Origin of the sequence: Mycobacterium sp. 1164985.4 (genome assembly GCF_001668575.1) — a bacterium.
Lineage (GTDB): Bacteria > Actinomycetota > Actinomycetes > Mycobacteriales > Mycobacteriaceae > Mycobacterium.
This window is the reverse complement of sequence record NZ_LZMD01000071.1, coordinates 32,253-47,139: the sequence shown is the minus strand read 5'-3', so window position 1 is coordinate 47,139 and position 14,887 is coordinate 32,253. Positions and strand designations below refer to the sequence as shown.

The 14,887-nt window shown below is 66.1% G+C and carries 14 protein-coding genes; 7 read left to right on the top strand and 7 right to left on the bottom strand.

Annotated elements, in window-relative coordinates; genetic code table 11:
* Positions 1–158: 158 nt before the first annotated feature.
* The 4 genes from A5650_RS14800 to pe are packed head-to-tail and all read left to right on the top strand — an operon-like array spanning position 159 to position 7,491.
* Entirely contained in the window at positions 159–1,580 is a 1,422-nt protein-coding gene (locus A5650_RS14800; protein ID WP_067292700.1) for a condensation domain-containing protein, read from the top strand.
* Positions 1,581–1,607: 27 nt separating this feature from the next.
* Complete coding sequence (locus tag A5650_RS14795; protein WP_067292697.1) at positions 1,608–4,622, top strand: MMPL/RND family transporter; 3,015 nt, start codon at positions 1,608–1,610, stop codon at positions 4,620–4,622.
* Positions 4,619–6,361, top strand: a complete 1,743-nt coding sequence (locus A5650_RS14790) for an AMP-binding protein (protein ID WP_067292694.1) — start codon at positions 4,619–4,621, stop codon at positions 6,359–6,361. Before A5650_RS14795 ends, A5650_RS14790 begins: the two co-directional genes overlap by 4 nt.
* Positions 6,358–7,491 carry an acyltransferase PE gene (gene pe, locus A5650_RS14785; RefSeq protein ID WP_067292691.1) on the top strand — a complete coding sequence of 378 codons (1,134 nt, stop codon included), beginning with the start codon at positions 6,358–6,360 and terminating at the stop codon, positions 7,489–7,491. Before A5650_RS14790 ends, pe begins: the two co-directional genes overlap by 4 nt.
* Before the next feature lie 4 nt (positions 7,492–7,495).
* On the opposite strand, the gene A5650_RS14780 is transcribed toward pe, so the two are convergent.
* On the bottom strand, positions 7,496–8,164 hold the full coding sequence (locus A5650_RS14780) for a GAP family protein (protein WP_067292688.1): 669 nt from the start codon (positions 8,162–8,164) through the stop codon (positions 7,496–7,498).
* 174 nt (positions 8,165–8,338) lie between these two features.
* Here A5650_RS14780 and A5650_RS14775 point away from each other — a divergent pair, with 174 nt between their 5' ends.
* Positions 8,339–8,827 (top strand): flavin reductase family protein, encoded by a 489-nt coding sequence (locus A5650_RS14775; protein WP_067292685.1) that lies wholly within the window; start codon positions 8,339–8,341, stop codon positions 8,825–8,827.
* A gap of 53 nt (positions 8,828–8,880) precedes the next feature.
* On the opposite strand, the gene A5650_RS27130 is transcribed toward A5650_RS14775, so the two are convergent.
* The 5 genes from A5650_RS27130 to A5650_RS14755 form a co-directional block, all read right to left on the bottom strand.
* Positions 8,881–9,042, bottom strand: coding sequence for a hypothetical protein (locus tag A5650_RS27130; RefSeq protein ID WP_197501885.1), 162 nt, complete (start codon positions 9,040–9,042; stop codon positions 8,881–8,883).
* Between the two features lie 157 nt (positions 9,043–9,199).
* The gene (locus A5650_RS14770; protein ID WP_067292683.1) at positions 9,200–9,952 is read right to left on the bottom strand and encodes a succinate dehydrogenase/fumarate reductase iron-sulfur subunit; all 753 of its coding nucleotides are present in this window, start codon (positions 9,950–9,952) and stop codon (positions 9,200–9,202) included.
* The gene (locus A5650_RS14765; RefSeq protein WP_067292680.1) at positions 9,949–11,898 is read right to left on the bottom strand and encodes a fumarate reductase/succinate dehydrogenase flavoprotein subunit; all 1,950 of its coding nucleotides are present in this window, start codon (positions 11,896–11,898) and stop codon (positions 9,949–9,951) included. Before A5650_RS14765 ends, A5650_RS14770 begins: the two co-directional genes overlap by 4 nt.
* A 33-nt stretch (positions 11,899–11,931) precedes the next feature.
* Positions 11,932–12,771, bottom strand: a complete 840-nt coding sequence (gene sdhC, locus A5650_RS14760) for a succinate dehydrogenase subunit SdhC (protein ID WP_067292676.1) — start codon at positions 12,769–12,771, stop codon at positions 11,932–11,934.
* Between the two features lie 46 nt (positions 12,772–12,817).
* Positions 12,818–13,111, bottom strand: a complete 294-nt coding sequence (locus tag A5650_RS14755; protein WP_067083331.1) for an Rv0250c family protein — start codon at positions 13,109–13,111, stop codon at positions 12,818–12,820.
* A gap of 111 nt (positions 13,112–13,222) precedes the next feature.
* On the opposite strand from A5650_RS14755, the gene A5650_RS14750 reads away from it, so the two are divergent.
* Positions 13,223–13,981: an isocitrate lyase/PEP mutase family protein gene (locus tag A5650_RS14750; RefSeq protein ID WP_067292673.1), complete on the top strand. Its 759-nt coding sequence runs from the start codon at positions 13,223–13,225 to the stop codon at positions 13,979–13,981.
* A 10-nt stretch (positions 13,982–13,991) separates the two neighbouring features.
* On the top strand, positions 13,992–14,303 hold the full coding sequence (locus A5650_RS14745) for a hypothetical protein (protein ID WP_067083327.1): 312 nt from the start codon (positions 13,992–13,994) through the stop codon (positions 14,301–14,303).
* A 54-nt stretch (positions 14,304–14,357) separates the two neighbouring features.
* On the opposite strand, the gene A5650_RS14740 is transcribed toward A5650_RS14745, so the two are convergent.
* The gene (locus A5650_RS14740; RefSeq protein WP_067292670.1) at positions 14,358–14,795 is read right to left on the bottom strand and encodes an Hsp20/alpha crystallin family protein; all 438 of its coding nucleotides are present in this window, start codon (positions 14,793–14,795) and stop codon (positions 14,358–14,360) included.
* Positions 14,796–14,887: the final 92 nt, after the last annotated feature.

The window sequence follows — 14,887 nt, the reverse complement described above, 5'->3', positions numbered from 1 at the left end:
CACTATGGCACGAGTGGGCGGGTATGCGATAGCTCGATCGCCCCGGGTTCTGCCGACGCTCCGCAGCTGCCGGAGAAGCGAGAGTATGTTGATGCGGCAGCGGCTCCTCACAGGATCAGGAGTCCAGCTAAACGAAGCAATCTGTAGAGGACTGAGTCTTGCGCATCGGCAAAATAACGGTTGGCGCACTTGATGAATGGTCGCTGAAGCCGGGCTCCGTAACCTCCTGGCGTCCGACAGCCGCGGCTAGCGAACACGCGCGGGAAGCGCCGGTCAGCACCGTGCCGGTCAGCTATATGCAGCGCCAGCATTTGCGGAACTATTGCGAGCGGACCGCGGCGGGACTCAACTTCTCCCGGCAGATCATCGCCAGCTGCGAGGTGGCCGGCCAATGCGATATCGCGGCCATGGACCAGGCCGTGAACTCCTACCTACGCCGGCACGACACGTTCCGCAGCTGGTTCGAGGACGCCGGTGACGGCGAGTTCGTCCGCCACGCCCTCGAGGATCCGTCGGTCATCGAATTCGTTCCGGTCGACCACGGCAGCATGACGGCCGACGGTATCCGCGCCCACGTCGTCGGGATACCGAACCCGTTGGAATGGGGATGTTTCACCTTCGGAGTCGTTCAGCACGAAGACCATTTCACATTCTTCGCGGCGATGGATCATATCCACGGCGACGCCACGTTGATCGGAACGACGATGCTCGAGGCCAACGGAATGTACTCGGCGCTGAGTGGCGGCGGTGAGGCGCTCGCGCTGCCCGAGCCGGGAAGCTTTGACGATTTCTGTATCCGCGAACGCGAGCGCACCTCGGAGTTGAGCTTGAATTCGCCGGAAGTCCAGGTGTGGGTCGAATTCGCCGAAAGCAACGGTGGTGGTTTCCCCGAATTTCCGCTGCCACTGGGGAACCCCTGCGAAGCGACAAGCAGCGACATGACGTCGGAAGTACTGATGACCCCCGCGCAGACCGAACGTTTCGAAGCCACATGTTCAGCGGCAGGCGCGCGCTTCGTTGGTGGACTGTTCGCCTGCCTCGCCCAGGTCGAGCACGAATTGACAGGTGCGCTTACCTATTACGGCCTCACCCCGCGAGATTCGCGCGCGGCCACCGACAACTTCATGACCCAGGGTTGGTTCACCGGATTGATTCCGATCACGGTGCCGATCGGGGCGGCCTCGTTCGCCGAGGCGGCGTGGTCGGCGCAGTCGTCGTTCGATTCCAATTTGAGCATGGCCAAGGTGCCCTACTACCGCGTGCTGGAATTGGCGCCCGACCTGAGGTGGCCTCGACCGAATTTCCCGGTGTCCAATTTCTTTCACTCCGGCGCCGCACCGCTGAATGCAGTTCTGGCCGCCGCCGATATGGGACTCGCGGACAATATCGGGATTTACCCCGACGGACGATTCTCCTATCAGCTGACCATTTACATATTCCGGTACGGCGAGGGCACCGTCATGGCGATCATGCATCCCGACAATGCGGTGGCCAGAAAATCCGTTGCGCGGTACATGAACACGATGAGATCGGTGGCCGAACGCGTCGCCGACACCGGTCAGTGGGGGCGCGTCGCATAGCGTGGGGCCGGTCGAGATGAGGACGATATGCGTCGACTAGCCGATCTGGTGGTGCGGTGGCCGTGGGTGGTCATCGGCGTCTGGGTCGCGATGCTCGTCGCGCTCCCGCTCACCGTTCCATCACTGGGCGAGATGGCCCAGAAGCATCCGCTCGCGATCCTGCCCGCCGACGCACCGTCGAGTGTCACCGCCACGAAGATGGCCGAGGCGTTCGGCGAATCCGGCAACGACGACCTGCTGCTGGTGGCGCTGATCAACGAGGACGGCCTCACTCCCGCGGACGAGGCCACCTACCGCAAGCTGGTGGACGCGCTGCGCGACGACGTCACCGACGTCGAGTCCGTACAGGACTTCATCGGCACACCACAGCTGCGGCCGTTCTTGACCAGTCAGGACAAGACGACGTGGGTGTTGCCGGTCAGCCTCGAGGGGGAGTTGGGCACACCGCGGGCCTTCGATTCCTTCAACCGCGTCGCGGAGGTGATCAAACAGAACGTCGCCGGTAGTTCGGTCATCGCCTACCTGACCGGGCCCGCCGCGACAGTCGCGGATCTCACCGTGGCCGGCGAACACGACCGCCTGCCCATCGAGATCGCGATCGCGGTGCTGGTCCTCGGCGTGTTGCTGCTGGTGTACCGCAACGTGGTCACGATGCTGTTGCCGTTGGCGACGATCGGATCGTCGCTCCTGATCGCGCAGGCCGCCGTCGCCGGGTTCTCGGAACTCACCGGCGCGGGGGTCTCCAACCAGTCCATCGTGTTCCTCAGCGCGATCATGGCCGGCGCGGGAACGGACTATGCGGTGTTCCTCATCAGCCGCTATCACGACTACCTGCGCTCGGGCCATGGTTTCGACGAGGCGGTCAAGGCGGCGCTGATCTCGATCGGCAAGGTCATCACCGCGTCCGCCGCAACGGTGGGCGTGACGTTCCTGTTGCTGAGCTTCGCGCAGATGGGAGTGTTCCGGACCGTCGGTGTCTCGTCAGCGATCGGGATCGGCATCGCCTACCTCGCCGGACTGACCCTGCTCCCGGCGATCCTGGTGGTGGCCGGACCTCGCGGCTGGGTCAAACCGCGGCGGGAACTGACCGCCCGGTTCTGGCGGCGCTCCGGCATCCGCATCGTGCGCAGGCCGGTGCCCCACCTCGTCGCCAGCCTGCTCGTGCTGGCGCTGCTGGCCGGCATCGCGGTGTTCGCCGACTACAACTACGACGACCGCAAGGTGCTGTCGGCCGAGGCGCCGAGCTCGGTCGGGTATGCCGCGCTGGAACGCCACTTCCCGATCAATCAGTCCATTCCCGAGTACATCCTGATCCAGTCGCCGCACGATCTGCGCAACCCGCGGGCCCTCGCCGACCTCGAACAGCTGGCGTCGCGGATCACCCAACTCGAGGACATCGGTCTCATCAGCGGGATCACCCGCCCGCTCGGTGAGGTGCCGCAGGAGTTCCGGGCGACGTTCCAGGCGGGCATCGTCGGTGACCGGCTGGCCGACGGCTCCGCGCAGATCGGTCAACGGACGGGGGATCTGAACAAGCTCAGGGACGGGGCCGACACGCTCGCTGACAGCCTGGCCGACGTGCGCGGGCAGATCAACGCGATCGCGCCCAGCATCCAGAACCTCGTCGACATGTTCTCCTCGGTGCGCACCGAATATGGCGGCGACAAGCTGGTGCGCGACGTCGAGACCACGGCCAAACTCGTCGCGAGCATCAACGCGCTCGGCAACTCGATGGGCTTGAACTTCCGAGCGGTCAAAGACCTTTTCGCCTGGATCGGCCCCGTCCTGACCGCGCTGCAGGGCAACGCGGTGTGCGACGCCAACCCCTCCTGTGTCGACACCCGCATGCAGTTCCAGAAGCTGGTCGCCGCGCGCGAGGACGGAAGCCTCGACGAGATCAACGGTCTGGCACAGGAGCTTCAAGGTGTCGAGGACCGTCAGACCCTCAACCAGGCCGTGGCCAAGCTCAACACCGCGATGGCGAGCGTCGCCAAGGCGGTCAACACGATGGGGCTTGACCAACCCGGCGGCGCGCAGCGCAGCATGACCGAATTGCAGCGCGGCGCCAACCGCCTTGCCACGGGAAGCCGGGAAGTCGCCGGCGGGGTGGACGAACTCGTCAAACAGGTCAAGGTGATCGCCGCGGGATTGAACGAGGCGTCGACCTTCCTCCTGACCATGCGCAGCAACGCCTCGGATTCCTCGCAAGCCGGATTCAACATCCCACCGGAGGTGCTGAACCTCCCGGACTTCAAAAAGGCTGCTGCGGCGTACATCTCACCCGACGGACGATCGGTTCGCTACCTGATCCAGACCAAGCTGAATCCGTTCAGCGCCGAGGCGATGGATCAGGTGAACCAGATCTACGACGTGGCCCGGGGTGCCCAGCCCAACACCGCGCTGGCCGACGCCACGATCTCCATGGGCGGCTTCCCGGCAGCGCTGCGCGACACCCGCGACTACTACCAGCAGGATATCCGGTTCATCATCGCCGCGACGTTGATCGTCGTGCTGCTGACGTTGATGGTGCTGCTGCGCGCGATCATCGCGCCGCTGTATCTGGTCGGGTCGGTGGTGGTGTCGTATTTCGCGGCGATGGGCATCGGAGTGCTCACGTTCCAGCTGCTCCTCGGCCAGGAATTGCATTGGAGCGTGCCGCCTTTGGCGTTCGTGGTGCTGATCGCCGTGGGCGCCGACTACAACATGCTGTTCGTGTCGCGGTTACGCGACGAGTCACCGCACAGTGTGCGTTACGGCGTGATCCGGACGCTGGGGTCGACGGGCGGCGTAATCACCGCGGCCGGCCTGATCTTCGCCGCCTCGATGGCCGGCCTGCTGTTCTCCAGCATCGGGATCGTCATGCAGGGCGGCTTTGTGATCGGCGTCGGAATCTTGTTGGACACCTTCGTGGTTCGCACGATTACCGTGCCCGCGGTCGCCGCACTGGTCGGGCGGGCGAACTGGTGGCCGTCGCGAGTGGCGGTTCCGCGGCGACGCACCCCGGCCATGTCGTCAAGCGGAATGGAAACGGATAACCCATGAGCCCGTCGGATTCCTCGATCCTGTCGATGCTGCACGGTCGCGCCAGCCTGCGTCCCGACGACACCGCGTTCACCTTCACCGAGTACTCGCGCGACCCGGCGGGTGTGGGGGAGACCCTCACGTGGGCGCAACTGGCAAGGCGCACCGTCAACGTCGCGCGCGAGCTCCGGCGGCACGGCTCTTTCGGGGACAGGGCGGTGATCCTCGCCCCGCAGGGCTTGGATTACATCCTGGCGTTCCTAGGCTCGATGCAGGCGGGCCTGATCGCGGTCCCGCTGCCGCTGCCTCATCCGGGCTCAGGCCACGACCGGGTGAGTTCGGTGCTCGCGGACACCCAGCCCGCCGTCGTCCTCACGACCTCTGCCGTCGCGGGTGACGTCGGCGACGTCATCGATCGGTCGCGCCTGGACATCGTACCCAAGCTCATTGAGATCGACGCGCTGAACCTGGACGCCGACGCGGACACCGCTCTCCAGTCCGTCGATCTGCCCGACGTCGCGTATCTGCAATACAGTTCCGGCTCAACGAGATTGCCGACGGGGGTGAAGATATCCCACCGCAACCTCACGGTGAACTTCGAGCAGCTGATGCGGGAGTTCTTCGCCCAGTCGCCGCTGCCCCAGGACGCCACGCTGGTGTCGTGGCTGCCGTTCTACCACGACATGGGTCTGGTGCTGGGGGTCTGTGCGCCGATCCTGTGCGGACGCCGCGCCGTGCTGATGAGCCCGGTCGCATTCCTGGAGGAGCCCGGCCGGTGGGTGCGAGCGCTGGCCGAGAACCCGCACGCATGGTCGTCGGCGCCGAACTTCGCATTCGACCTAGCCTCTCGCAAGACGACCGACGAGGACCTGGCCGGACTCAATCTCGGCGGGGTGGTCGGCATCATCAGCGGTGCCGAACGGGTGGAGCCCGCGACGCTGCACCGCTTCGTCGACCGGTTCGCGCACTTCGACTTTCGTGATCACATGATGCGACCCGCCTATGGCCTGGCGGAGGCGACGGTCTTCGTCGCGACGGGAACGTGGGACGAGGCGTCGCCCGCCGTCCACTTCGACGCGGAAGAACTCGGCGCGGGAAGGGTCCGGCCTTGCGGCGCAGGCAAAGGCGTGGCGTTGGTGAAATACCGTGTGCCGCAATCGCCGTCGCTGCGCATCGTCGACAGCGACACCTGCCGGGAGTGCGCGCCGGACGCGGTCGGTGAGGTCTGGTTGCATGGTGAGAACGTTGCCGACGGCTACTGGGGCAGGCCACCTGATGCGCAAAGCTGTTTCGGCGCAACGCTTGTCGATCCGTCGGCCGGCACACCGGGCGGCCCGTGGTTGCGCACCGGCGACCTCGGGTTCGTCCACGGCGGTGAGTTGTTCATCGTCGGCCGCATCAAGGACCTGCTGATCATCCGGGGCCGTAACCACTATCCCGAGGACATCGAGGCGACGGTGCAGGAGGTCACCCGCGGGAGGGCCGCGGCGATCGCGGTCCCGGTGGACGGTAGCGAGCGCCTGGTCACCGTCGTCGAACTCAAGAAACCGGCCGACCTCGACGAGGATACGATGCGCCGGCTCGCCACGATCAAAGCCGATGTTACCGCGGCGATTTCGAATGCACACGGGGTCAGTGTCGAGGACATCGTGCTGGTGCCCGCCGGTTCGATCCCCACGACGACGAGCGGCAAGATCCGGCGCGCTGCCTGCGTCGAGCATTATCAACAGCGTCGGTTCACGCGATTGGACGTGCGATGAAGCGGTTGCTCGCCTTCGGTGCCGCGCTGACGACATTCGGCGCGACGGGCTGTTTGGGCCTCGGGATCGCGGTGGCCGACGAGCCGCCATCGCCGCCGAAACCCGCCCCGCCGAAGGAGGGTCCGCCGCTGGGCACCCCCGGCCGCGCGTACGCCCTGGGCGGCGCACACGTGCTGGGCATCCCGTACGACGAATACATCATGCGCACAGGAGCCGATTGGTTCCCCGGACTGGACCGCCAGATCGTCGACTACCCCGCCGGGCAGGTCCAGGGCCACACCTTGGAGCGGCTGTTCCCCGGCATCGGCGGGCTGGACGACGACTTCCCGGGTCTGGGCATCGACGGGCCGAGCGTCGGTGAGTCCGTCGACATCGGGGCGCCCAACCTGATCGCGGCCATCAAGGCGGGTGGCTCGGGAACCGCGATCGGCCTGTCGGAGGGCGCCATGGTGCTCAACGACGTGCAGGCGCGCCTGGCGTACGACCCGGCCGCGCCGCCACCGAACGAGCTGAGCTTCGCGACCTACGGCGACCCGGTGGCCCGGCACGCCTTCGGCGAGAGCTTCCTGACGCAGATGTTCCCCGTCGGCAGCGTCGTGCCGTCGCTCGACTACCGCATCCCGCCGCCGGTCGAAAGCCAGTACGACACCTATCAATTCGTCTCGGCCTACGACAGCATCGCCGATTGGCCGGACCGGCCGGACAACTGGATGTCGGTCGCCAACGCGATCGTCGGGCTCGCGACCGGGCACACGGCGGTCGCGTTCACCGGCCCCAGCATGGTGCCGCCGCAGAACATCCGCACCACCGTCAACTCTCGCGGGGCGAAGACGACGACGTTCATGATCCCAGAGGAGCATCTGCCGCTGGTGCTGCCGTTCAAGTACCTCGGAGTGGACAAAGACACGCTCAACAAACTGGACGGGGTGCTCAAGCCGTACGTGGACGCGGGCTACTCACGCAACGACAATCCGTTGACCGCGCCCATCACGGTGGATCCGGTGAACGGCTACGATCCCGCGGCCGTCACGGCACCCGCCACCCAGGCCGCGTTCGGCGGTGCCGCCGACCCGGTGTCGCAGCTGCTCTCCGGGCTCCAGTACGTGCTGAATAACCAGCCCAAACCCTGAACCTTCAGAGCCCGGCGAACCCGACCCCGAGCAGCACGCACCCGATGACGGCGAGCAGCGCGCCAACCCCGCGACGGCCTTGCGCACGCAGCCAGTCGTAAAGCGACGTCAGGGCGGCGCGGGTGCGGTCGGGGGCCACCAGGTAGCACAGCAGGGGGATCTCGACGAGCGCGAACGCCACCACGTTGAATAGCACCAGCGCGCTCAGCTGGGTGGCGGTGGCGGCGCCGGAGGCGACGATCAGCGCGAGCGCGGCGAGGTAGTCGACGGATGGTAGTGCGATGCCCAGGCCCGCGACTCCCGCCGGCCACAGCGACCGGCCCTCGAGCACCCGCCGGGCGCGACCCGCGAGCGGTCCGACCCTGGCATCTGCCACGCTCGCTGCCTCACGCCCGCGTGCCCACACGCCCGTGACCACCAGGAGCGCGTTGAGCAGCAGGACGGCGCCGACCACGATCTGCACCATTGGCAGGGTGAACCGGACCGTCCCCAACGCGGGACGCAGCACGAACAGCACGACGACACCCACGACTGTTCCCATCGCGAATCCGCCGCCGAGAAAGGCCAGTAGCTGGCGGGTCGGTTGCGGGCGGTTGAGCATCAGGACCGTCATGCCGACGCGAAACGGCTCGAGGCTGACGGCAACGGCCATCAGCAGGAGCGGGATCCACATATGTCGTCCTCGGCCTACCGGTCATCCGCGGGTGGCTCGAGCATGGGCGTCAGGTTACCGGTTCCGCTCACCACGATTTCGATCCTTATTCCACCGTGGCCACGGTCGATTGCGGTCCGCTGGGTGGTCCGGACGTGGTCACCGATGGCGGCCGCGTGTGAAGATGGACGAGATATGAGCGCAACTGATCTCAGCCCGGCGACACTGCGCGAAGCGTTCGGGCACTTCCCGTCCGGTGTCATCGCGATCGCCGCGGAGGTCGATGGTGCGCGGGTCGGGCTGGCGGCCAGCACGTTCGTCCCGGTCTCGCTCGACCCGCCGCTGGTGTCGTTCTGCGTTCAGAACACCTCCGAGACCTGGCCCAAGCTGAAGGAACTTCCGTCGCTCGGGATCAGCGTGCTGGGGGAGGCCCACGACGAAGCCGCGCGGACCCTGGCCGCCAAGACCGGCGACCGGTTCGCCGGCCTGGCGACGGTGTCACGCGAATCGGGTGCGGTGTTCATCGACGGCACCGCGGTGTGGCTGGAGAGCGCGATCGAGCAGCTGGTCCCCGCGGGCGATCACACGATCGTGATCCTGCGGGTCTGCGACATCACGGTGCACGCCGATGTCGCGCCGATCGTGTTCCACCGCAGCACGTTCCGCCGCCTCGGCAACGGGTGATGTCGGTGCGCAACCGGTCGCTCAGCGATCGGAAGCGCACCTAAGCCGTTCGATCAGGGCCGCTCGCTGAGCTCGTCGCGATACCTAGCCACCCGTCGCTCCAGTTCGTCGGCGTCGGCGGCGCGACCTTCCTTGCGGGCCAGTGCCGCGCGGGTGCTGAGCTCGCGGATCGCGGTACGAATGTCGTTAATGCTTTGCGGGTGTCGAAGTGTCACGATTGCAACCTTTCGTCGTTGATTGGCCGCTTATCCGCAGGGTACCTGCGGAATCGTGTGCGTGGGTGTCCTGAGACGCCGGGACGACTACCGTCGCCGGCTCAAGCTGTTTGTTCCGGCTCCTACCGTCGCCGGCTCAAGCTGTTTGTTCCGGCTCCTACCGTCGCCGGAAGAGCTTGTCGCCGAGCCACACCACCGGGTCGTACTTGCGGTCGGCGGCCCGCTCCTTCATCGGGATCAACGCATTGTCGGTGATCTTGATGTGTTCGGGGCAGACCTCGGTGCAGCACTTGGTGATGTTGCAGTAGCCCAGTCCGTGCACTTCCTGCGCGTCCTCCGCGCGCCGTGCGTGCACGTCGAGCGGATGCATGTCCAGCTCGGCCTGACGCATCAGGAACCGTGGACCGGCGAACGCCTCTTTGTTCTCCTCGTGATCACGGATCACGTGGCAGACGTTCTGGCACAGGAAGCACTCGATGCACTTGCGGAACTCCTGTGAGCGGTTGACGTCTTCCTGCGCCATCCGGTACTCGCCGGGCTGGAGATCCTTCGGCGGCGTGAACGCCGGGATCTCCCTGGCCTTCTGATAGTTGAACGACACGTCGGTGACCAGGTCGCGGATCACCGGGAAGGTGCGCAGCGGGGTGACGGTGATGACCTCGTTCTCGTCGAAGGTCGACATCCGCGTCATGCACAGCAACCGCGGCCTGCCGTTGATCTCCGCCGAGCAGGACCCGCACTTGCCCGCCTTGCAGTTCCACCGCACGGCCAGATCGCCGGCCTGGGTCTGCTGCAGCCGGTGGATGATGTCGAGGACCACCTCGCCCTCGTTGACCTCCACCGCGAAGTCCTGCAGCGCGCCGTCGTTGTCGTCGCCACGCCAGACCCGCATCTTTGCCTGGTAGCTCATGCGCCTCTCCTAGACGAGTGGTTGGCGAGTTCTTCGGAGGTGAAGTACTTCTCCAACTCTTCGATGTCGATCAGCTCCAGCAGGTCGTCGCGCATGGGCACCTGATCCTGCGGGGTGATGCTGATGTCCGGGACCACGGTTTCACCTTCGGCCCGGCACACCAGCAGCGTCTTGCGCCACTTGGAATCCATCGACGGATAGTCGTCGCGGGTGTGCCCGCCGCGGCTCTCGGTACGCTCCAGCGCCGCCTTGGCGATGCACTCGCTGACCAGGATCATGTTGCGCAGGTCGAGCGCCAAGTGCCAGCCCGGGTTGAAGTGCCGGCCACCCTCGACCCGCACCTTCTTGTACCGCTCGCGCAACTCCTTGAGCTTGTCGATGGCCTCGGTGACCTCTTCGGCCTTGCGGATGATGCCGACCAGGCTGTTCATCGTGTCCTGCAGATCCAGTTGCAGGGTGTACGGGTTCTCGGCGGCATCGCCGTTGGACGGCCCCTCGAACGGGTGCAGTGCCAGCTTGGTCGACTCGTCGACGGCAGCGTCGGACACCGTCGGCCGGTCGCCGAGTGCGCGCACGTAGTCCGCCGCGCCCATTCCCGCGCGCCTGCCGAACACCAGCAGGTCCGACAGCGAGTTGCCGCCCAACCGGTTCGAGCCGTGCATGCCGCCGGAGCACTCACCCGCGGCGAACAGCCCCGGCGTCTTGGCCGCACCCGTGTCCGGGTCGACCTCGATGCCGCCCATCACGTAGTGGCACGTCGGCCCGACCTCCATGGGCTCCTTGGTGATGTCGACCTCGGCCAGCTCCATGAACTGGTGATACATCGACGGCAGCCGTCGCTTGATCTCCTCTGCGGGCAGGCGCGAAGCGATGTCGAGGTAGACGCCGCCGTGCGGCGTTCCGCGCTCGGCCTTCACCTCGGAGTTGATCGCGCGGGCCACCTCATCGCGAGGCAGCAGGTCCGGGGTGCGGCGCGCGGAGTCGTTGTCCTTGAGCCACTGGTCGGCTTCCTCGATGCTCTCGGCGTACTGGCCTTTGAACACCGCGGGGATGTAGTCGAACATGAAGCGCTTGCCCTCGGAGTTCTTCAGCACTCCGCCGTCGCCGCGCACACCCTCGGTGACGAGGATGCCCTTGACACTGGGCGGCCAGACCATACCGGTCGGATGGAACTGGACGAACTCCATGTTGATCAGCGTCGCGCCTGCGCGCAGCGCCAGCGCGTGACCGTCGCCTGTGTACTCCCAGGAGTTCGACGTCACCTTGTACGACTTGCCGATGCCGCCGGTGGCCAGCACCACGGCGGGCGTCTCGAACAGGACGAAGTTGCCGCCCTCGCGGTAGTAACCGAACGCCCCGGCGATGCGGTCGCCATCCTTGATCAGGTCGGTGATCGTCGTCTCGTGGAAGACCCGTATACGGGCCTCGTAGTCGCCGAACTCCTCTTTGTCCTCCTGCTGCAGGGAGACGATCTTCTGTTGAAGGGTTCGGATGATCTCAAGGCCGGTGCGGTCACCGACGTGGGCCAGCCGCGGATAGGTGTGGCCGCCAAAGTTGCGCTGGCTGATCCGCCCGTCCTTGGTGCGGTCGAACAGCGCGCCGTAGGTCTCGAGCTCCCAGACGCGGTCCGGCGCCTCCTTGGCGTGCAACTCGGCCATGCGCCAGTTGTTGAGGAACTTGCCGCCGCGCATGGTGTCCTTGAAGTGGACCTGCCAGTTGTCCTTCGGGTTCGCGTTACCCATCGCCGCGGCGCAGCCGCCCTCGGCCATCACCGTGTGGGCCTTGCCGAACAACGACTTCGTGATCACCGCGACCTTCAGGCCGCGCTCGCGGGCCTCGATGACCGCACGCAGACCCGCGCCGCCGGCACCGATGACGACGACGTCGTAGGAATGTCGCTCTATTTCCGATGAGCCGCTTGCGCGAAGAGCATCAGATTCCGCCATTAAATAAACCTCACTACCGATCGAATTAGGGCGTCAGCCAATGAATCTCAGGTCAGAGATGGTCCCGCTGGCCACCAGCATGATGTAGAAGTCGGTCAGCATCAGCGTGCCGAGCGTGATCCAGGCGTAGGTCTTGTGCCGGGTGTTCAGCCTGCTCACCTGTGTCCACATCCAGTACCGGAACGGGTGTTTCGAGAAGTGCTTGAGCCGTCCGCCGACGACGTGACGGCAGGAGTGGCACGACACCGTGTACGTCCACAGCAGCAGCACATTGACGACGAGAATCACATTGCCCAAACCGAATCCGAAACCGGACGGCGAGCGGAACGCCGCGATCGCGTCGTAGGTGTTGACGAGCGAGATGAGCACCGCGATGTAGAAGAAGTAGCGGTGTGTGTTCTGGATGACCAGCGGCAGGCGTGTCTCGCCCGTGTAGTGCGCCCTGGGCTCCGGCACCGCACAGGCCGTCGGCGACTGCCACACCGACCGGTAGTAGGCGCCGCGGTAGTAGTAGCAGGTGAGCCGGAACAGCAGCAGGAACGGCAGCGATACCGCGGCGTAGGGCAGCCACCACACGTCGGGCAGGAACTGCCCGAAATGGCTGGCCTCCGGGATGCATCCGCTCTGCGTCGCCTCGTTCCACTTGACGAAGCACGGCGAGTAGAACGGCGTCAGGTAGTGGTACTCCGCGACCCAGTAGTTGTTCTGCAGGAACGCGCGCACCGTCGCATAGATGATGAACGCGGCGAACCCCAGGTTCACGATCAGCGGTGACTGCCACCACCGGTCGGTGCGAAGGGTGCGTTGCGGAATCTCGGCACGGCTCGGCGAAAAGACGCCGGTCGCCTTGCGGTCGGCGGTGGGTGCGCTCACTGTTGCCTTTCGGTGTTGAGTTGTCCCGGTTAATCGGTTGGCCGCATCAGCGGACGCCACCGAGCCCTTCGTCGTCGACACCGCGCCAGAAATCGGTGTCGTACTGGGTGTCCGGGATAGGGATGCGGTCTCCGGCGTGGTGGTGCACCACGCCTCGGGCCAGCTCCAGCTCTTCGGCGTCAATGTCGAGACGGTCGATGTCGTTGAGGAGGCGTTCGGCGTCGTTGACGATCCGACGCGTCGCCGGGGTGTCCCCGTACCTCGACGCCAGCGACGTCACGCACCGCCGGAGCCGTCCGATTAGCTCGTGCAGCTCGGCAAGTTCGGTAGTGCTGGACAATTGACCTCCTTGGGCTGAAGGGTGTCAGGCATCACAGTACGACACCCGATGCTAGCTACATCATGCAGTGCACCGTGAGACAGATCACGTCAAACCGAAGGAGAAGGCCCGATGCCCGACCAGGTCCTCAAACAGCGGGCCGACGCCCTGCTGGCATTGCATCAACCGGGCAACCCGGTCATTCTGCCGACCGTTTGGGACGCCTGGTCGGCCCGGCTCGCGGTCGACGAAGGATTTGCTGCGCTCACCGTCGGCAGCCATCCGCTGGCCGATTCCGTGGGCAAGCCCGACGGTGAGGGGATGTCGTTCGACGATGTGGTCGCCCGTGTCAAGCAGATCACCGCGGCGGTCGACGTGCCGGTGTCGGTCGACCTCGAATCCGGCTACGCCCAACCGCCCGCGCGGCTGATCGACGGTCTGCTCGAGGCCGGCGCCGTCGGGTTCAACATCGAGGACACCGTGCACAGCGAGGGCGGCCGGTTGCGTTCGTCGAGCGAACACGCCGAACTCGTCGGCGCGCTCCGCGAAGCGGCCGACGCGACCGGTGTGCATGTCGTCATCAACGCGCGCACCGACCTGTTTTTGCGCCAGGACGGGCAGGAGTCCGATCGCGTCGACCGCGCGATCGCCCGGCTGACCGAGGCCGCCGCTGCGGGCGCCGACGTGCTCTACCCCGTCGGCCGACATGATCCGGATGCGTTGCGGCGCTTGACATCCGAGCTACCGCTTCCGGTGAACGCGATCGGCCTGCCCGATCAGGACGACCCCGCGTCGTTCGGACCGCTCGGCGTGGCGCGGGTCAGTTTCGGGCCCTTCCTGCAGCGTGCGCTGTCGGCGCAGGCCAAAGAGATACTGCTGCGCTGGGTCTAGAGGGGACGACGTGTCCGACGACGATCTGAACTGGCAGGACGACCAGTCGCTGGTCATGGCCGCCGGCGTGGTCGCGGCCGTGCTGGTCGCGATCCTGATCTACGCGGTGCTGCGCACATCCGACGCCGCGAAGGTTCCCGCGACCGTGCCGCCACCGGCGGCGACGTCGATTCCGTTGACGTACACCACCACAACGACGACCACCCCCAGCTACACGATGCCCAGCGTGGAGACCACAGAGGTCAGGGCGCCCGAGCCGCCGCCGGAGGTCAGGACGCCCGAGCCGTCGGGGGAACCCACCACGACTCCGACGCAGGAGTGATGCGACGCAGCCGGTGGAACCTCGGGGGTTCCACCGGCTGCGGGGTCGGTTTGCTTACTTCTTGGCTTCGATCGCGATGCGCTGCGTCTCGTTGCCCCGATGGGCACCGGCGATCCGGACCGTCAGCACCCCTGCGTCGTACTCGGCCTTGACGTCCTGGCCGGTGACGTGCTCGGGGAGCTTGAACGACCGACGGAACGACCCGTAGCGCACCTCACGCAGCGTGCGACCGTCCTTGTCTTCCGACCACTCGTCCCGACGTTCGCCGTGGATGACGAGGTAACCGCGGTCGACCTCGACGTTCACGTCCTTCTCGACGTCGAGGCCGGGGAGTTCGACGCGAACGAGCGCGTCATCGCCGTCCCTGATGACCTCCGCGGCGGGGGTGAACACACCCGTGCCCCAGCTGTCGGCGGTCGCGGGGCCGAAGAAGTCGCGTACCCACCGGTCCAGATCCCACGCGGGACGAGTCCGCAATGCCAACGTGCTCATAACCTGTCCTCCTCGCTGTTCGGACCGGCCCGGTGCCGGTCGCTCATCCCCTAAAACTTGAGTCGCCCACGCTCATGTTCCCGATGATCGTT

Coding starts and splice junctions, on each gene's coding strand:
- A5650_RS14795 (WP_067292697.1), top strand. CDS start 1,608: ATGCGTCGACTAGCCGATCTGGTGGTGCGGTGGCCGTGGGTGGTCATC.
- A5650_RS14790 (WP_067292694.1), top strand. CDS start 4,619: ATGAGCCCGTCGGATTCCTCGATCCTGTCGATGCTGCACGGTCGCGCC.
- pe (WP_067292691.1), top strand. CDS start 6,358: ATGAAGCGGTTGCTCGCCTTCGGTGCCGCGCTGACGACATTCGGCGCG.
- A5650_RS14780 (WP_067292688.1), bottom strand. CDS start 8,164: ATGTGGATCCCGCTCCTGCTGATGGCCGTTGCCGTCAGCCTCGAGCCG.
- A5650_RS14775 (WP_067292685.1), top strand. CDS start 8,339: ATGAGCGCAACTGATCTCAGCCCGGCGACACTGCGCGAAGCGTTCGGG.
- A5650_RS14770 (WP_067292683.1), bottom strand. CDS start 9,952: ATGAGCTACCAGGCAAAGATGCGGGTCTGGCGTGGCGACGACAACGAC.
- A5650_RS14765 (WP_067292680.1), bottom strand. CDS start 11,898: ATGGCGGAATCTGATGCTCTTCGCGCAAGCGGCTCATCGGAAATAGAG.
- A5650_RS14750 (WP_067292673.1), top strand. CDS start 13,223: ATGCCCGACCAGGTCCTCAAACAGCGGGCCGACGCCCTGCTGGCATTG.
- A5650_RS14740 (WP_067292670.1), bottom strand. CDS start 14,795: ATGAGCACGTTGGCATTGCGGACTCGTCCCGCGTGGGATCTGGACCGG.